Origin of the sequence: Hydrogenophaga sp. IBVHS1 (assembly GCF_002127265.1) — a bacterium.
In the GTDB taxonomy this organism is placed as follows: Bacteria; Pseudomonadota; Gammaproteobacteria; order Burkholderiales; family Burkholderiaceae_C; genus Hydrogenophaga.
Map to the genome: position 1 here is coordinate 798,079 of NZ_NFUU01000001.1, position 17,380 is coordinate 815,458.

The window sequence follows — 17,380 nt, forward strand, 5'->3', positions numbered from 1 at the left end:
AAATGAATAAAAAGGGGATGGAAAATTCAATTCGAAGCCTGGCCAATCTATATACCGTAGTGATTGCTGCCGCCCTCTCGGTTGCAGTCATCAGCACGATCGATATTAATGCAGGATTAACATCGATCAGCGGCGTCTCTATGCTTTTGTTTGTCGCATTTTTGGCTACGCTATTTCCCTTCTTTCATGGTGCGCTTCGCCACTTGGATGATGTCTATATCGAAAATGAAAATGCCCATGTTAGCCGAAGCGCCCTAATTATCGACTTTGCATTATTATTTATGCATGCATTGGTCTTCTTGGCTCTATCGCAGCTGTTGAAGAAGCCATCTGATTTTGCATGGCTACTCATCGGTGTATTGACTGTCGACGTGGTCTGGGGACTGTTTACTTCTTTTGGCGCATCATCTGGCTCGAAGCTGTCAGCGGAAGCGAAATGGACAATCATAAACTTCGTGTTTATTGTTGTAGTCTTGGCCTATTTGGTCGCCAACGATATATACGTGGGCTCAATGGAGAGCCCAATAAGGCTTGCAGGATTACTTGCTATAGCCGCGTTGGCCCGTTCGGTTATTGATTATTTGTGGTGTCGCGACTTCTATTTTCCGAAATGAGATTTTCAGCGTGCGCATCTCAATCGCTAGCACCCTCACCGAGAGCGTCGCGTGCCTGATCGGCAGCGAGCAAAAGTCCCTCAAGACCACCGCCTTTGATCTGCAACTGAATCCGCCCGATCAGAGCACGAGCCTGCACAGAGTCGAGCAACCAAAAGACAAAACGGCTGGTCTGCGGGCGCAGGCGGCGACACATCGCGTTGGTTGCACAAGCCCATGTCAGATCGCATCGCAGCGAAGGGCATCAATCACCTGGGCAATGAGGTGATGAAGGTTTTTGAGATCTAACTTTTGAGACACACTTAATGATCATCACCCCAGCCGCCTTATCTATTAATCAAATATTTGGGTCCAACAACGAGCAATACGTTATTCCAACCTACCAACGACGGTACTCATGGAAGGATCGCCAGATCTGGGAGCTGATCGATGACATCAAGTTGATCGAGAATGCGGATACGCACCTGCTTGGTAGCATTGTGTGCTTGGCTAGTCATCACACTGCTGGACTCAACAAACTTGAACTCGTAGACGGGCAACAGCGGTTGACCACAGTGTCCATACTGCTCGAGTGCATAAGACAGAGATTACTTGAAAAAGGCGAAGCCGATGAAGCGGCCGAGGTTGCGCGCTTGTTGACTGCAAAGCCTATGGGTGGCAAGCCTGTCCGAAAGGTCTCGTTGGACTCAATTGATTCGGACGAGTTTGATCGATTAGTCCTGAATGACGAGACGAAGGAGTTCAAGAATCTACAGCTGAAATCAGCATTCGAAACGATTCGAAAATGGATTGCTAGCCAGAGCCTAAAAGACCTGGGCATCTTCCTGTATCGACTGCAGAATCAAGCTATCGTTATCAGGCTTGATGTCGGCGAGGCGAAAGACGCCTTTAAATTGTTTGAGACGATCAATAACCGGGGCCTCCGACTCAGCCCCACCGATATCATCAAGAATTTTCTTCTTGGAAACGCTGCCCGTTTCAGCGATGAGTCCTTACAGGCTGCTCGCAAGAGCTGGGCTGCTCTCATACTGAACCTCGACGGTACAAACTCGGATGCATTCTTCCGGTACTACCTGATGTCCTTGGAGCAAACACGCCTCACTGCTGCAAACGTGGTTCCAGTTTTCAAAAAGGTGTTTATGGAGCGGGTGGCAGAGGCCTCTGCCCTTCCTGAAAGGCATCTATACACGGAGGTCGAAGAGTCAGAGGATACAGATGGTGAAGAACTGGTCGACGCCAGGCAAGGTACCGTGGAAATACTCGACTCGACTAAATCCGCGAAGACAACGAAGGTCGAATTCACCACATTTTTGTCGGAGTTGGTTCTCCGGGCCAAGCATTACGGCGAGCTGGTCTTGGTCAAAACAACCGACGAAAAGACGAATCGCCACCTGCGGAACTTGAAGATGATCAAGGCCGTTCAAACGTACGGGTTCTTGATGCACCTTCGCGCAGGAGGCTGCCAGGACAAGGTATTCCTCGAAGTTTTAAGGTTAACGGAGAGCTTCGTCTTGAGGCGCCACATTTGCCGTGAGCGATCAAACGAAACGGAGGCCTTGTTTGCCAGGCTTTGCTCGGTGAACCCTAGGAACCCTGGTGAGGCAACTCGCAAGGCCTACCGAGAGCTATGTCCAAGCGATGAAAAGTTTCGGACTGAGTTTTCAGAGACCAAATTCACAGGCACCGTTATTGACCGAGCGCGGTTCTGCCTTGAGCAAATCGAGCTGTCCAAGCAAGGGCAGTTTGACGAACTGAATGTACTGGGAGCTGCGGAAGTACATGTTGAACACATCATCCCGCAGAAGATCAAGTCCAAGAAGGACAGAGATGAGTTTGGGGACTGGATCACCTACCTTGGAGAAGGTGCCGAAGCTAAACACCCTCAGTATGTGTCGCGCATCGGAAACCTCACCATCTTTTCCGGCCCATTGAACATAGCAGCCTCCAACAATCCCTTTGCAGCAAAGAAAGCAGCCTACAGGAAGTCGGCACTCAAGATCACACAAGATCTGGTGGGCAAGCCCCATTTCAGGTTCATAGAAGTCACCCAGCGTTCTGGGGAGCTTGCAGACCTGGCAGTCGCCATCTGGCCACTGCCATAAATGGGTCAGCAGATGAATTTCCTCATAGCTGAAACCTTTACCGACAGCCTCGCTCGCCTGACCGGCGATGAGCAGAAGGCTGTGAAGACAACCGCATTCGACCTGCAAATGAATCCGGCGCATCCGAGCATGAGCTTGCACCGGATCGAGCAATCCAAAGACAAAAACTTCTGGTCGGCGCGCGCAGGCAGTGACATTCGCCTCATCGTGCACAAGGCACAAAACAGCCTTCTGCTTTGTTATGTGGACCACCACGACGCTGCTTATGACTGGGCGCGCCGTCGCAAGCTCGAAACCCATCCGACGACAGGTGCGGCTCAGTTGGTTGAGGTGCGTGAGACGGTCAAACGGGTGGAGGTGCCAGTCTATGTTCCGACTGAAACGGCCCCAACAGCTTCGCCCCCCAAGTCACCAAAACTGATCTTCACCGACAGGTCAGATCACGAGCTGCTGAGCTACGGTGTGCCCGCCGAATGGCTGGAGGACGTCAAGGCGGCTACTGAAGAGTCGTATCTGGCTTTGGCCGATCACCTGCCCGCAGAAGCTGCTGAAGCATTGTTGGAGCTGGCAACAGGCGGGAAGCCGCGTGTACCGGCCCCGGCCGCCGCACATGCGAATCCGTTTGATCATCCCGATGCGCAGCGCCGCTTCCGGGTGATGAGCAACGTGGCCGAGCTGGAGGCCGCACTCAACTATCCGTGGGAAAAGTGGACAGTTTTTCTGCACCCCGAACAGCGGCAGTGGGTTGAGCGGGAATACACGGGCCCTGCACGCGTTTCAGGCTCAGCAGGCACAGGCAAGACCATCGTGGCGCTGCACCGCGCTGCCTACCTGGCGCGCAGCCAGCCAGAAGCTCGGGTTTTGTTGACTACGTTTTCCGACACGTTGGCCAGTGCTTTGCACACCAAGTTGAAGCGCCTTGTGGCCAGCGAGCCGCGTTTGGCCGAGCGCATTGATGTGTACTCCTTAGAGGCTATTGGTCAGCGTCTCTACAAAGCACAGCATGGCGATCTGACGCTTGCGAGTCGCGCGGCCGTCAAGCGAATGTTCAGCGAGTCTTCCGAGTACGTGAGTGGCCACAAATTCAGTCTGTATTTTTTGCTTACTGAATGGGAGCAGATCGTCGATGCTTGGCAACTGCAGTCGTGGGAGGATTACCGAGATGTCGCGCGCCTGGGGCGCAAGACGCGATTGCCAGAGCCCCAGCGGGCTGTGTTGTGGGCGATTTTTGAGTTGGTCAGGGCAGCACTGGCCAAGGAAAAGCTCATCACGCCAGCCGCTATGTTCACCAACTTGGCAACCAAGCTAAGCGCTAGCAAGAACGCGCCGTATGACTTCGCCGTGGTGGACGAAGCCCAAGACCTGAGCGTGGCTCACATTCGATTCCTGGCCTCCATCGGCCGGAACCGGCCTGACGCGCTATTTTTTGCGGGTGATCTAGGACAGAGGATTTTTCAACAACCTTTTTCCTGGAAATCACTAGGGGTCGATATTCGCGGGCGCTCGCGCACGCTGCGCATCAACTACCGAACATCGCACCAGATTCGCCTGCAGGCGGATCGGTTGCTGGGACCTCAAACCACCGATATTGACGGCAACAGCGATACCCGCAATGACACGGTTTCGGTGTTCAACGGTCCGCCACCGGTGGTCCGTGCTTTGGGTACCGAATCGGACGAGGTCTCTACGGTCGGAGCCTGGCTGGCCGAGCAGGTGCGATCTGGCACGTTGCCTCACGAGCTGGGAGTCTTCGTTCGCTCAGAAGCGCAGTTGAGTCGCGCTCAGGCGGCAGTCGATGCTGCGGGCCTGTCTTTCAAACTGCTTGATCAGCATGTAGAGACCGTCATCGGTCACGTATCCATCATCACCATGCACCTCGCCAAGGGACTGGAGTTTCGGGGCGTAGCAGTGATGGCCTGTGACGACGAGGTGATCCCGTTGCAAGAGCGCATCGAATCTGTCGGAGACGACTCAGATTTGCAAGAGGTCTACGACACCGAACGCCATTTGCTCTATGTTGCCTGCACCCGAGCGCGCGATCATTTGCTGGTGACGGGTATCACGCCGGTGTCCGAGTTTCTCGACGACTTCAGACAGGAGCAGTAAAGAGCCTCGAGGCACTCTGCGACACACTGCAAAACGAATTGGCACCTTAAGCCCTGGGGGGGGCATAAAAATCATGGCAACACTCATACCAGCGCTGAGCAATTGTGCATCTCGTATGACGTCTGGCGAAAATCGGCTGGCGCAGCGGCTTGAAAAGAAGCTTGATTTCTTCATGTGGAGACTCCATCAGTTGGAATTCTTTACTCCCGTCTGGTACGGGATTTCAAAGTGGATTCACTGCGACCTATGCTCAAAGGCTGATGCAAAACCCGTTAAATTGACTCTGAACTCCAAAGCCCAATGCTACTGAAAACGGGGAGACGTCGAAGAACAGCCTGTGAATCGCTCTGCATGTCCTGAAACTCTCAATGGTTCCCAGGGGCGAATCGCGGTCGTTGTATACACTCATCTGCGCATCGCCAATTAGCGAAAGGCCCAGGAAGCCCTTGCACTTAACGTCGTGTGAAGTCCTGTGTTCGTCTGAGTGCAAGTCGAACTAGAGCACGTATCAACAATCTGAAAATGCAGACAAATGAACGAAGCTAAATTGTTGGACTGGTTCGATCAGTCGGCGAAGCCATTCCTGGCGAAGTACGCGCCTGAGCGAATGGCCACGCTCGAGAACGACCACGCGCGCCTGAAGCGACTCATCGGTATGCGAGACTGCGTCACGGTGTGTTTCCTGGGCAACTCAGGTATCGGTAAGAGCACATTACTGAATGCTTTGGCGGCCGGTGCTGAGCAGGTATTGCCCGCCGGAGGCATTGGGCCCCTAACCGCACAGGCAACAGAGGTGCGGCACAGTCCCACACCACTCTTCCGCGTCACCTATCATCAACGCAAACACCTCTGGAAGGTTGCTTTCGCTCTAGAACGTCGGTACGAGAATGAGTTGCGCATCGCGCAACAACGGGCCGAGGCGACGGGGCCGATAGAGTCGCACGGCGCTGATCCGGGTGATCTAAGCACGCTGCTTGATGACACGGATCGAGAGGATGCAGCCGGTAGCGCAGAAGTTCGCGAGCCCAATGCTGACCCCGAAGCGCCCACAAGTGATGCACTCGACCAGATGATCCGGCAAGCCAAGCTGATCGTCACGGGCGATCAGTTCAGCAAAGTTACTTTGCCCTACCTGATCGATGCACTTCGCGTCGCATGCGACGTGAAGACGCGCTGGAACCAAGACATCACCGATGTTGACGCTAAGCGCCTGGCCAGAGTGCGACGCATCTTTCAGCTTTCCAGTGAGCAGCCGCGCTCAAGCGCGGGCAGGCCGGTGCTGCAGCTCTCAAAAGAGAATCGAATCTATGAGCGGCGTCAGGGTGACGACGCCAATGCGTTCATGACGGAGCTCCGTGAGCATGCCGCCGGCTTCTTAGCGCCCTTGATTGAGCGGATCGAGGTGGGCTGGCCGTCCGAGGTCCTGCAATCGGGTGTGGAACTGGTGGATCTACCCGGTGTGGGAATCGCCCAGGACGCCTATCGCGACATCACCAAGCGCTATGTGCGCGAAAAGGCCCGGGCTATTATTCTGGTGGTGGACCGGGCCGGGCCGACTGAGTCCACGCTGGATCTGCTTCGCAGCAGTGGATACTGGGACCGACTGGTTGGTGCAGCAGATGACCCCTCCAGCGATCCATGTACGATGTTGATCGCCGTTACGCGCGTGGATGACGTGGCCTGGACTGCGTGGCAGGGCTGGGACTCGGCGCAAGGCCCCAGACCGAAAAAGCGTGAGGTCTTCACGCAGAAGATCTCCGAGTTCAAGCCGAGGATGCGTTCGCAAATCATCGAGCAGCTGGGGAAGATCGGCGAGTCGAGCAACGCCACTGTGCAGGCGGCTCGTGATCAGGCCAGGGCCAGCATTCTGGACAGTTTGGAGATTCATCCTGTCTCGGCGCCGGAGTACGCCAAGATTCTGAAGGACGATGAGGAAGACGTTCCGATCCTGAAGGATGTGGCGGACACTGGCGTCATTGAGCTCCAGCAGTCACTGGTCAGTTTGGGCAAGTCTGAGCGCCTGCGCAGGGCAGCCCAGTTGCAAGAGGTCAGTAAGCGACTGGGTAACACGCTATTGAGCGAGTTACAGATCATCGACGGGCAGTGGCGCAGCGAGGGGCGCGCCGCGGAGGAAGCGCAACGCCTTGAAGAAGCGCTGCAGAAAATCCTCCAACCCAAGCGCGAGGAGTACGACCGTCGCGTCGGTGCCTTTCGCGAGTTTCTGGACTCGACTGTTCAGGCCAAGATTGAAGCACTAGTGCTGGAAGCGCGGGCTGCTGCTGAGCTCGAAGTTCAGAACTACCTCTACTCGTTGCAGCACGCGCACTGGGCCACGCTTCGCGCCGCAGTTCGGCGAGGTGGCACCTTCTATGGCAGCAGAGCCATCAATCTGCCTGATGACATCAGCAATTACTTTCAGGAGCCCATGGCCGCAGTGTGGGGCCAGAAGCTTTTGCGCGATGTACGCAAGCGCACCAGCAATCTTTCTGCCGACATCGAACAGATCGTGGCAGAGATCTGTGCTTGGGCGAATGAGCATGGTGGTGCTTCGGTCAACCATAAGCTGCTGTTGACGCAGCAGGAACGTGTTGCGGGCATGGCCGAGCAGATGAAGCAGGTCGGCAAGGAAGCAGTGGACGAACTGCGCAACACAGTGAAGTCCAAGATGTCCGAAGCCATTCGTGGGCCGGTCGAGGTGGCCTGCAGGCGGTTTGTCCAGGCGGGCAATGACATCGGTCCGGGTGTGAAGTATCGCGTGCTGGAGCTGTTCAAGAAGCTTGCAGCCACAGCAACCAAGGCAGCACAGGAGCCAGCGATTGCGATCTTGCAGACCAATTTTGCAGCGGTACGTGAAGAGATTCAAACTGCCTTCCGCCAGGGAGGGGATCCTATCCAGACGACGGCCAACCTCATCGTTGAAAAGCACGAGGAACGCTTGAAACGCTCGGATGCCCAGAAGCGCCGGCCCATTTTGGAGGAGCTGGAGTTGGTGTTGGCTGCCTGCCCGGCCAAGCCAGAGATGAATGACACAACCGCGTAGCCTCCCATCCAACAAGGGGCAGAAGACATGCTAGTGGAGTACTGCGGCCAAACGCGCGCCGTCTTGCGCATCGTGGATGACTTCGGCTTCGAGTCCTACGACCTCGTGAGTGTGCCGGCCCGACTGTTGAGCGGGCCAGCCGCGGCCCCCTTGGTTGAATCCAATATCGATCGTCGTCGCGTCAATCAGATCCTGTCGCCTGCACAGCTTGCGGCCGCACGCGCATTGGACGAAGGCGACAACTGGCTAGCGCTGAGCACCCGCAGTCTGGCCCGGCTCTATGCTGCTTTCTTGGTGGCTGAAGACCCGCAGCGCCGGTTGGATGCGCGCAAGGCCGCCACGCTGATGCACCAGGTCAGTCTGGTCCAGCACATCCTCGAGCGCCCTGATTTGCGCAAGGTGTTGATCGGCGATGAAGTCGGCCTGGGGAAGACCATCGAAGCCGGCCTGTTGATGCGTCGGTTGATCGACCGCAACCCTGCGACGCGCATCCTGTACCTGGCGCCCGCTCGGCTGGTGCGAAACGTGGTGAATGAGTTGCGCGACAAGTTAGAGATCAATGCACGCGCCTGGGTAGCCGGCGCGTTAAGTGACGCACGTTTGGACGCCGACAACGTGGTCGTCGCCAGTATCCACAAGGCGGTCTTCGGCCCCAACCTCGACAAGGTGGCGGCCAGCGGACCGTGGGACGTGCTCATCGTTGACGAGTGCCACCACCTCTCTGACTGGGATCCCGACGGCGGTAAGCCCAACCAGTCATTCAAGCTGGTGTCGCAGATAGCCAAGGCCATGCCCAGCACCGGTCGCCTAGTGCTTATGAGCGGTACGCCGCACCAGGGAAACGAAGCGCGTTTCAAAAATATCCTGCGTCTATTGTCTGACGACGGCAAGAGTGTTGCGGGCGCCGCGGGTCGGGTGATTTTCCGGACCAAGGACCGCGTGCGTGACTGGCGTGGTGCGCCGCTCTTCCCGGCACGCGAGATCTGCCAACCGACACTCGTGAGCCTGGGCCAGGCCTACGAGCGCTGGTACCTGGGCATTGGCACCCTTTACGACGCGGAAGGCCCCACCGGCGTCAAGGCGCGTGCAGCGGGTTGGGCCAAGGGGCAGGCGCTTCAATGGGCGGCCTCCAGTGTGCAAGCCGGCATTGGCTTCTTGGTTCGACTGGCCATGCGCCGCTTGGGCTGGTCCCTGGGTCACCCGTCACTCACGCGAGCCATTGCTGCACTGCGCCCCTACCGTGGCGGGTCGGACAATGAGCCGCTGGAGCAGCTTTTTGAACGGCTGTCCCGACAGGTGGGCCATCGGGTCATCGAAGAGGATGCGCTGGAAGACGAAGAGGTCGATGAGGAGGAATGGAAACCCAACGCTCAGCAGCTAGCCAGCTTGCTAGATGAAGGTGTCCGCCTGGTCGGCACTGATGTCGCTCACGCCAAATGGGATGCCGTCTGCCGATTGATCGACGCAGCCAGTGATGAGAAGGTGGTGCTGTTCGCTCAGCCGGTCGAGACAGTGACCGTGGTTGCTGGGATCCTGGAAAAGAGATACGGCCAGAAGCCTGCGCTGATCATCGGCAACCAGTCAGATGAAGATCGACTGGCCGAGGTTGCCCGCTTCCAGTCCGACGACGGACCTCGCTTTCTGGTGTCGTCCCGCGCGGGTGGTGAGGGCTTGAATATGCAGCGCGCGCGCCGCCTCATCCACCTGGACGTGCCCTGGAACCCGATGGATATGGAACAGCGTATCGGTCGTATCCATCGGTTCGGTTCGCGCAAGACCGTGATCGTTGATACCGTCGTGGCAAAAGGTAGCCGTGAGGTGGACATGTACCGCGTCGCACGCGACAAGCTCGCACTCATCTCGCAGCACCTGGACCCCGACCAGTTCGAGTCCCTCTTCAGCCGAGTCATGTCGCTGGTGCCTCCGAAGGAACTGGAGACCGTTCTCAGCGATGTCACAGGCACCGTGGGCTTGGATGACCCCGCCATCCAGCAAATCGGCCGGCTGGTCACCGAGGGCTTCCGCTCCTGGAACTCATTCGACGAGGCCTATCGCAAGCAGGCGGAACAGATTCGCGCCACCGAGCCGGGTGAAGCCCATTGGGCGGATCTTGGTCACTTCCTCGTCAAGCACTGCGGCGCAGACGATGGCGAGGCCGCCACGTTCGGAACCTTCACGTTCCAGGACAACGAGATCGTTGCCGTGGAAGAAGCGGTCCCGACCATTCGCTTCGCGGGGCGCACCTTTGCCTGTGGAGACACCGGTGGCTTGCGCGCGGTGGCTGCCGACGGCTCGGACGTGCTGCAGCTCGGCCTGAACCTGGACGTGGTGAAGGCTGTACTGGGGCTGCCCTTTGGGTCGTCACGAAAGGTAGGCCTAGCTTTCCTGAATCGGCCTGCCGGGCTGGAGTTCCTAGGGCCTGAAACCGAGGGTGCCGTTATCCTGGCATTCCTGCGCCAAAGACTGGAGCAAGAGCGCGGGGTCTGGGCCGAGCGTGGCCTCACCTTGCACTGCTTCGTCCTTGCGCAGACCGGTGAGCCTGTGGAACTGACTGGGGTACTGCGTGCCGCCGTCATCAGAGCCTGCCAGAACGTTCCGCGCATCAAGGATGGAACTGCCGTGTCCCTCCGCGCTGACTTGGCCGCTGTGGAAGACAGCTTGCTTCGAAACTTGAAGCGCCCGACCGAAGAGCAGATGGCCGCTGGGTTGCGCTACGCCGTGTGGCCCTTGGCCTCGCTGATCCTGGTACCTTGACGAGCTGCGTTCTTGAACCTTCTGCGGAGACGGCCTCACTGCCTCACGATTGAATTGGTCTGTGAAGCTCCTTCGGGTTCTTGTCATGCCAATTGACCTTGCCATCGTTTGGTGTAATTCTTAGCCCACCTTCTACGCGGCCTTTTTTGCGCTGTGCTTGGTACCCGCGTTGCTCGAACTGAATCGGGCTGATGTAGCCCAGCGAGGAATGCAACCTCCGGTGATTGTAGAAAGCCACCCAGTCCATCACTACCCGCATGGCTCACTCTGCCACCTGACCTCGAGTGAGTTCGTCAGAAAGAGGTCAGATCAACAGCTGCAAAGTTGCCGAACTCCAGTTTAGAAGTGACCGGGTATGGGGGAGACGTCAGAGCTTTGCGTCCAATGCCACGGCGGGGATGGTCTGCCAGTGGACAAGCACTTAAGCGAGAGGTCAAGTATCAGCGCCCAAGTGTTCACGCGGCCCGATGCGGTGCAAAGTGTATTCAGGCTTGAATGGTTTGAGCTGTATGACATTTATCAGCCAGACCGTAAGCTGTTGCGGCATGACGGGAGCCATGAGACGGAAATTGCTCTGCTGCCCCACGATCTCAATAAATCCTCGGTCCTCTTTTAGATAAGCCGTCAACTGGCGGACCTGAGGCAAAGGATCATCTCCTCGCTCGGTCAGGACCTGGAACATCTGCACCCGTTCAGCTCTGATGAGAACAGGAGAACGGGACAAGTTCAGAAGCTCAAAAACCTGGGGGAACCTGGCGAAGAGCTCACTCACAACAACCGGCAGGCGTTTCTCAACGAGCATCCGCAGGAATTCAAGGGCGTAGGTCAGAAGCTCTGAGCCGTAGCGCTTATTCACTGCGTAACGAATCGCAGTGGGCTTCGCTGGGGATAGATAGGTCTGACCGTGCTGGAAGTTGAAACCCTGGCTGCTTGTGAACTGCTCTGCCATCAAGCCGAAGGTTCCGCGATGGTTGAGGTAGGTATCAGTTTCTGAGAGATGTTCATCGATCAGAGGCATGATCAGCTTGATGAACTCAATGATCTCGAGCTCAAGAAGCGGGTTCTTCGCACCGAGTCCGCCTGCCTGAATGTCGTTCAGAAACAGTGTGGAAGTGCCATGAAAAAGAGGGAATGGGAGTTCTGAAAGTGCGATCTGCATCTGGCAAACCCTGTTAGCTCGAATTGGTATTGATACCCTGCGCGTAGCGGCGTGCCAGCCTGAGCGAGTTGCTAGGACTCATTTCTCCAAAAGAGCCTTGTCGGTTGCCTCAACAAGAGACTTGAGGAAACGGATAGCCTTTTCAAGCTCGTCGCGTTTGACCAGGTGCGGCATGTTCGGGGCGCTTGCAGCCTGGGGCTTGGATCTGTGCACAGCATCCCCTCGTTTGGAGATGAGCTCGTCCAGTGTCTTCTTGGCTTTCGCGCTATCGTAGTTCGGCCACTCCCATCTAGCCGTGACGTCAGTCTCAAGAAAGTCATGAAACAGTTTTCTGGTCTTTTCAGCGGTGGGATTGTGAAAACGCTTCAGTTCGTCCTCAAGCCGACCTGCCACAAATTTCCCGACGTAGCTGCCATTAACGACTCGCAAGCGTTGGGCAACTTCCTCACGGACGCGGTCTTCGACGTAGGTCTCCCACGCAGTTAATGCCATGACCAGGCTGGCACGCTTGAGCACTTCAGCATTGGCAGGTGGCGGCTTGCTCATTGCATCAAAATGCTCGAGCAGATCCTCTGCGTCCTTGATCGAGCCTTCGAAGGAGTTGAGTGCTTTCGACATGCGGGATGAGTTTTAGGGTTCCAGCCAAGCTGGCGGCAGGTGCAAAGATGCCCAACGGGATCTGGAGAAAATGTACTGCATCACGTCGGAGCAAGATTGCCTGCTGCTGCTCCGCTACAGCGACGCGAGGCTTCATAGCTCGCGTACATGCTTCGCGAGCCGTTCCACGAAAATGCGTAATTCTGACAATTGAACGGTGGCTTTGAAGCCGCTCTTGTCATGGAAATGAAAAGCGACCACCTCTCCATCCTCTGGCTCAGGCCTGAATCGGAAGTGGGCGACCGAATTCCGTAGGCGCCACACCAGCCCGCGCAGGTTGTGGGGGTCTTCGTCCTCTCGATCGGCTCGCCCAAAGGCGGTTATGGCAGATGGCGATATTCCCCAGCTAGCGAGGTCTTCGATTGGTTTCTTCGGGATCGAAGCTAGACACGATTCCTTCGGGACGATGAGCAAGCCCAGAAGGCAGTTGAGCAGCAGGGTTGCGTCATGCGGACCGGTGTATTCCTGCACGAGCTGCAGGCTGCGATCGATGAACGCACGGTCAAAATTTGAATTGAAACTCATGATCGGGAGGTGCACGTTGTGATGCCTGAAGTTATACATCCAGCAGGAGCTTTGAGATAAGCTGCGCTTCGCCGGAAGCCCTAATCATTTCATGTTCCTGAACGCGTCGATAGATCATGAACTTGCTGCTATGAGGCCTTCAAAAAGTGCCTGCTTCGATTCGTGACTTTCAATCTGCGAGGTAATCTAGCGTTGGCGCTCAACGTCCTTAGGAGATGCGAACTTCTCCTGGTGAAATTTTTTTTGAAATTTTTCCATACGCAGAACGCTACGCACCTTCAGGTGGGTCCCTCCCACCGGGGTCAATCAAAGACACCCTCACTTCGGATTTCACATTCGCTCATCTGCAAAAGGAGTCTCTTTCCCCCTGGGGAAACTACGTCTCCAAAACACATGAATTCACTTGCCAGCAAGCTGGCAAGCACTCTGGGTTTCATGAGACAGCTTTCAAGCTGACTCCGTAACAGGGCAGATCCCTCTGCCTTGCCATCAACCCAATGGAGTTCATCATGTTTGTAACCGGAGCGGCCATCTTCCTCGGCCTCGTTCTCATCTTTATCAAGCTGCCTAGACGCACCATGCTGCGCCTGTTGGCCCACGACGTCGCCTTGGACATTGGCGTCACCATCGTCACCCTGCTCGTTCACTGGGGCACCTTCAGCGGCATCATGGCCGCCACCGTGGCCGGTCTCATGACCAGCCTGGGCAGCACCTTCGCCAAGCGCGCCTTTGGACACATCAAAGGTAACTCCTACTATCCCGGCTACTTCAGCCTGAAGGTCTGAGGAGGCCGTATGAACGAACGCAAACGTGTCTTCATCCGGACCACGGCTGCTTTGGCGTGCGACATCTCCATCGGACTGCTGTTCGCCAGCGTCTGCGTGTGGATCATCAATGTCGCTGCACTGGGCATCTTCCTGATCTTCCTACTCTGGCTCATCGCTGCCATGGCGGCGCTCGCAGCCAGCGAGTACCTGATCCATCCGACCGTCGCCTTCCTGCTCTCCGAACGCAAGCTCGAAGAGGCGCTGCGCCGTACCCACGGCCTGACAGGCGTCTTCATCCAGTTCGGCTCACGCGCGGCCGAGAAGCTGGCGCAGGCAGCGACCTGCAGGGTTGCGACCCATTTCTCGCCCTGGCTCAAGCGCTGGACCTGAAGCCGTCACCAACCCGTCTTTCAGCCCTCAAACCCCCACCCCCTGAAGCCCCGTGTGTTCACTCACCGGGGCTTCTTTCATTTCTGGAGCTTCACCATGTCCGTCACTCACCAAGACCTCTATACCGAGGTCACCAACACCATCATTGCCGCGATGGAAGCCGGGACCCCTCCCTGGGTCTGTCCCTGGGATCAAACTCACGGCAGCGCTACTCCTGCCAATCTCACCACCGGACGCCCCTACCGAGGCATCAACGTCCTATTGCTCAACCTGCAACAACTCGCACGTGGCTATCCCAGCAACCGCTGGCTTACGTTTCAGCAGGCCTCGAGCGCTGGTTCCCGTATTCGCCGTGGCGAGTCCGGCACCCGCATCGTGTTCTTCAAGATGTTGGAGCGCGATGACGACGTTTCCGCCAAGCCCACTCCGAGCCAGTCGAGCAAGGTGATCCCGCTCTTGCGGTCGTTCACCGTGTTCAATGCGGCCCAGGCCGACGACCTGCCCGAGCGACTCACGGCGCCCTTGCCCCTGTCCGCAGACTGGAAGCCTATCGCGCAGGCCGATGACGTGATCAAGGCCTCGGGCGCCCACATCCAGCATGGCGGGGACAGGGCCTTCTACAGCCTTGGCCTGGACCTGATCCAGATGCCGCCCCAACAGGCCTTTGACGCACCAGCCAGCTACTACAGCACCGCATTGCACGAGCTGACCCATTGGACAGGCCACGCCAGCCGCTGCAACCGAATGCTGTCTTCGCGTCAGCACATCGAAGCCTATGCGTTCGAAGAACTCGTGGCCGAGATGGGTTCGGCCTTCCTCAACGCCCGCTGTGGCTTGCCCGGTGCACTGCACCACGCCAGCTACATCAACGAATGGCTGCAAGCCCTTCGCAACGACCGTCGGCTCGTCTTCTCTGCAGCCTCCATGGCGCAGAAGGCGGTGGACTTCCTGATGCCAGAAGAGCGTGCCCTTGCCGCTCAGGCGGAGGTGTCCGCATGAGCCGCGCACCCATCGTCGAAGAGGCTTTGCGGCATCTCGCCTGCGAGGTGCGCCTGGCCGATGCGCTGGTATCACCCGCTGCCGTGCGCGACTACCTGCAGCTCACGCTGGCCGAGCGAGCGCACGAGGTGTTTGCGGTCATGTTCCTGGATGCTCAGAACCGCGTGATTGCCACCGAGGAGATGTTTCGGGGCACGCTCACACAGACCTCGGTGTATCCAAGAGAAGTGGTCATCGAGGCCTTGGCCCACAACGCGGCGGCGGTGATCCTTTGTCACAACCACCCCAGTGGTGCCGCTGCACCCTCGCGCGCCGATGAGCTGCTGACCCAGACGCTCAAGTCGGCGCTGGCGCTGGTGGACGTGCGGGTGTTGGACCACTTCATCGTGACCCGCTCCCACGTCACCAGCATGGCTGAGCTGGGGCTGGTCTGACCGCACCACCACTCTCGTATCTACGTTCCCCCTCCCGCCCAGCGAGCTCCGGTTCACTGGGCATTTTTTATCCCAATGGAGTTCACATGACCGACACCATCAACCATTTCGCACGGCTCAACGTCATCAATGTCAACGAGCACCTTGAGAAGAAGGGCGGTTTCAGCTACCTCTCATGGCCCTATGCCGTGGCCCAACTGCGCACAGCTGACGCCACCGCCACTTGGGAGGTGCAGCGCTTTCACGGCCTGCCCTACCTGGCCACCGAGGCAGGCGTGTTCGTCGAGGTCGCCGTGACGGTGCAGGGCGTGCGGCTGAGCCAGATTCACCCGGTTCTTGATGGACGTAACCGTCCGTTGCAGGCTCCCACAGCGTTCGACATCAACACCAGTCTGCAGCGCTGCCTGGTCAAGGCGATCGCATTGCATGGCCTGGGGCTCTACATCTACGCGGGTGAGGACCTGCCACAGGCTGTCATGCCTGAAGACTTCGCACCGATACCCCATCCGTCTTCTTCTGCTGCTGCAGCAACTCACGCTGCGGCCAACGACGAATCGGTTGTAGAGCCCGACGGAGCACCACAGCCTGCGCCCCGCGGGCACAAGGGCAATCCGGCGGCGCCGGCCTGCATCACCAAGGCGCAGCAGGCGCAAATCCACAAGCTGGCCATCGAGGTGGGCGTCGAACTCGCGCGGGTGTTGTCGTACTTCGGGGTGCAGTCACTGGCTGCGATCCCCGCGACCGACTTCCTGCGGGTTGTGCGCTCACTGGAGAAGCGCCGAGCCGCTTGATCACCTTGCCGGCTCCGTGCAGTGGGTCTGTGCGGGCCAGCTAACCAACCCGTGTTTATTCATCGGCCCTGCGGGGCAAATCTTCACCACCTCACTCAAGGAATCCAACATGAACACCAACACCTTCGTTTCCCCCACCTTCATCAACCTGCCCCAGGGCAGCCCCGAGTGGCTGGCCTACCGCCTGGCCAAACGCAACGCGTCCGAGTCCGCAGCGGTGCTGGGGCTCAGCCCCTGGATGACGCCCTACCAACTCTGGCTTATAAAAACAGGCCGGCACCAATCGGTCGCGACGGCTGCCATGCAGCGTGGTACCGACCTCGAGCCTCTGGCACGCCGTGTTTACGAGGAACAAACCGGCCTGGTCATGCAGCCGCTGGTGCTGGAAGCCGAGGCATAAAAGTGCAAGCCTCGATGGCATGACGTTGGAAGGTGACCTGGTACTTGAGATCAAGTGCCCATAGCGGGGGACTCGATCCGAGCTCTGGCAGGCAGTGGCGTCTGGCGAGGTACCCGAGCACTATCAGGTGCAGATCCAGCATCAGCTCATGGTGAGCGGCGCACTGACGGCGCACCTGTGGGTGTTTGATGGCGAGCGCGGGCTGCTGCACAGCACGGAGCGCGATGAGATGCTGATGGAGCGCATCCAGGCTGCGTGGGATAGTTTCCAGCGCTACCTCGATGACGACACACCACCCGCACTGAGCGAGGCCGACGCAGTGGTCCGTACAGACTTAGCCTGGGTTGAGGCAGCGCGGGCCTATGCCGTGGTCAAGCGTGAGGCGGACGCGTTGGCCGAGCGGCTGGAGGCAGCGCGGCAGTCGCTGGTCGCGCTGGCGCAACATCCACGAGAGCAGGGAGCTGGCGTGGCCGTGACACGGTTTTGGAAGCAGGGGAGCGTGGACTACAAGATAGTGCCGGTTCTGCAAGGATTCGACCTGAACGCATACCGAGGCAAGGCCAAGCAGGAGGTGAGGGTGACCACCATTCTGTAAATACTCTTACATCCGCCCTTACATCGAATCTTAAATGAAGAAGCCCG

At 57.8% G+C, this 17,380-nt stretch carries 14 protein-coding genes and 2 pseudogenes; 12 read left to right on the forward strand and 4 right to left on the reverse strand.

Annotation, left to right across the window (positions count from 1 at the left end; translation table 11 throughout):
• Positions 1-2: 2 nt before the first annotated feature.
• The 5 genes from CAP37_RS03900 (at position 3) to CAP37_RS03925 (ending at position 10,616) form a co-directional block, all read left to right on the forward strand.
• Positions 3-614: a hypothetical protein gene (locus CAP37_RS03900; RefSeq protein ID WP_086122966.1), complete on the forward strand. Its 612-nt coding sequence runs from the start codon at positions 3-5 to the stop codon at positions 612-614.
• A 305-nt stretch (positions 615-919) separates the two neighbouring features.
• Complete coding sequence (locus CAP37_RS03905; RefSeq protein WP_086122967.1) at positions 920-2,716, forward strand: DUF262 domain-containing protein; 1,797 nt, start codon at positions 920-922, stop codon at positions 2,714-2,716.
• Positions 2,717-2,728: 12 nt separating this feature from the next.
• A complete protein-coding gene (locus tag CAP37_RS03910) occupies positions 2,729-4,822 on the forward strand; it encodes a UvrD-helicase domain-containing protein (protein ID WP_086124806.1) in 2,094 nt (697 codons plus the stop codon).
• Positions 4,823-5,354: 532 nt separating this feature from the next.
• A complete protein-coding gene (locus CAP37_RS03920) occupies positions 5,355-7,862 on the forward strand; it encodes a dynamin family protein (RefSeq protein WP_086122969.1) in 2,508 nt (835 codons plus the stop codon).
• A gap of 27 nt (positions 7,863-7,889) precedes the next feature.
• Complete coding sequence (locus CAP37_RS03925; protein ID WP_086122970.1) at positions 7,890-10,616, forward strand: DEAD/DEAH box helicase; 2,727 nt, start codon at positions 7,890-7,892, stop codon at positions 10,614-10,616.
• 142 nt (positions 10,617-10,758) lie between these two features.
• Here the strand turns inward: CAP37_RS03925 and CAP37_RS03930 are convergent.
• From CAP37_RS03930 to CAP37_RS03945, 4 genes and pseudogenes are all read right to left on the reverse strand, one after another.
• Positions 10,759-10,878 (reverse strand): annotated as a pseudogene (locus CAP37_RS03930) (integrase core domain-containing protein); the annotation flags it as partial.
• Positions 10,879-11,049: 171 nt separating this feature from the next.
• Entirely contained in the window at positions 11,050-11,775 is a 726-nt protein-coding gene (locus CAP37_RS03935) for a hypothetical protein (RefSeq protein ID WP_086122971.1), read from the reverse strand.
• Positions 11,776-11,853: 78 nt separating this feature from the next.
• The gene (locus CAP37_RS03940) at positions 11,854-12,393 is read right to left on the reverse strand and encodes a HEPN domain-containing protein (protein ID WP_086122972.1); all 540 of its coding nucleotides are present in this window, start codon (positions 12,391-12,393) and stop codon (positions 11,854-11,856) included.
• Between the two features lie 132 nt (positions 12,394-12,525).
• Positions 12,526-12,972: a HEPN family nuclease gene (locus CAP37_RS03945; protein ID WP_179190125.1), complete on the reverse strand. Its 447-nt coding sequence runs from the start codon at positions 12,970-12,972 to the stop codon at positions 12,526-12,528.
• 494 nt (positions 12,973-13,466) lie between these two features.
• Between CAP37_RS03945 and CAP37_RS03950 the strand changes: the two genes are divergently transcribed.
• The 7 genes and pseudogenes from CAP37_RS03950 to CAP37_RS03980 all read left to right on the forward strand — a co-directional run bounded on the left by CAP37_RS03950 (position 13,467) and on the right by CAP37_RS03980 (position 17,333).
• The gene (locus CAP37_RS03950) at positions 13,467-13,742 is read left to right on the forward strand and encodes a hypothetical protein (RefSeq protein WP_086124807.1); all 276 of its coding nucleotides are present in this window, start codon (positions 13,467-13,469) and stop codon (positions 13,740-13,742) included.
• A 9-nt stretch (positions 13,743-13,751) separates the two neighbouring features.
• Positions 13,752-14,114, forward strand: a complete 363-nt coding sequence (locus CAP37_RS03955) for a hypothetical protein (protein WP_086122974.1) — start codon at positions 13,752-13,754, stop codon at positions 14,112-14,114.
• Positions 14,115-14,210: 96 nt separating this feature from the next.
• Complete coding sequence (locus tag CAP37_RS03960; RefSeq protein ID WP_086122975.1) at positions 14,211-15,113, forward strand: ArdC family protein; 903 nt, start codon at positions 14,211-14,213, stop codon at positions 15,111-15,113.
• A gap of 17 nt (positions 15,114-15,130) precedes the next feature.
• Positions 15,131-15,547, forward strand: a pseudogene (gene radC, locus CAP37_RS03965) (DNA repair protein RadC); the annotation flags it as partial.
• Between the two features lie 86 nt (positions 15,548-15,633).
• Entirely contained in the window at positions 15,634-16,338 is a 705-nt protein-coding gene (locus CAP37_RS03970) for a DUF1071 domain-containing protein (RefSeq protein ID WP_086122977.1), read from the forward strand.
• Positions 16,339-16,447: 109 nt separating this feature from the next.
• The gene (locus CAP37_RS03975) at positions 16,448-16,738 is read left to right on the forward strand and encodes a YqaJ viral recombinase family protein (RefSeq protein ID WP_086122978.1); all 291 of its coding nucleotides are present in this window, start codon (positions 16,448-16,450) and stop codon (positions 16,736-16,738) included.
• A 127-nt stretch (positions 16,739-16,865) separates the two neighbouring features.
• On the forward strand, positions 16,866-17,333 hold the full coding sequence (locus tag CAP37_RS03980) for a hypothetical protein (protein ID WP_143435874.1): 468 nt from the start codon (positions 16,866-16,868) through the stop codon (positions 17,331-17,333).
• The last annotated feature ends 47 nt before the right edge of the window (positions 17,334-17,380 follow it).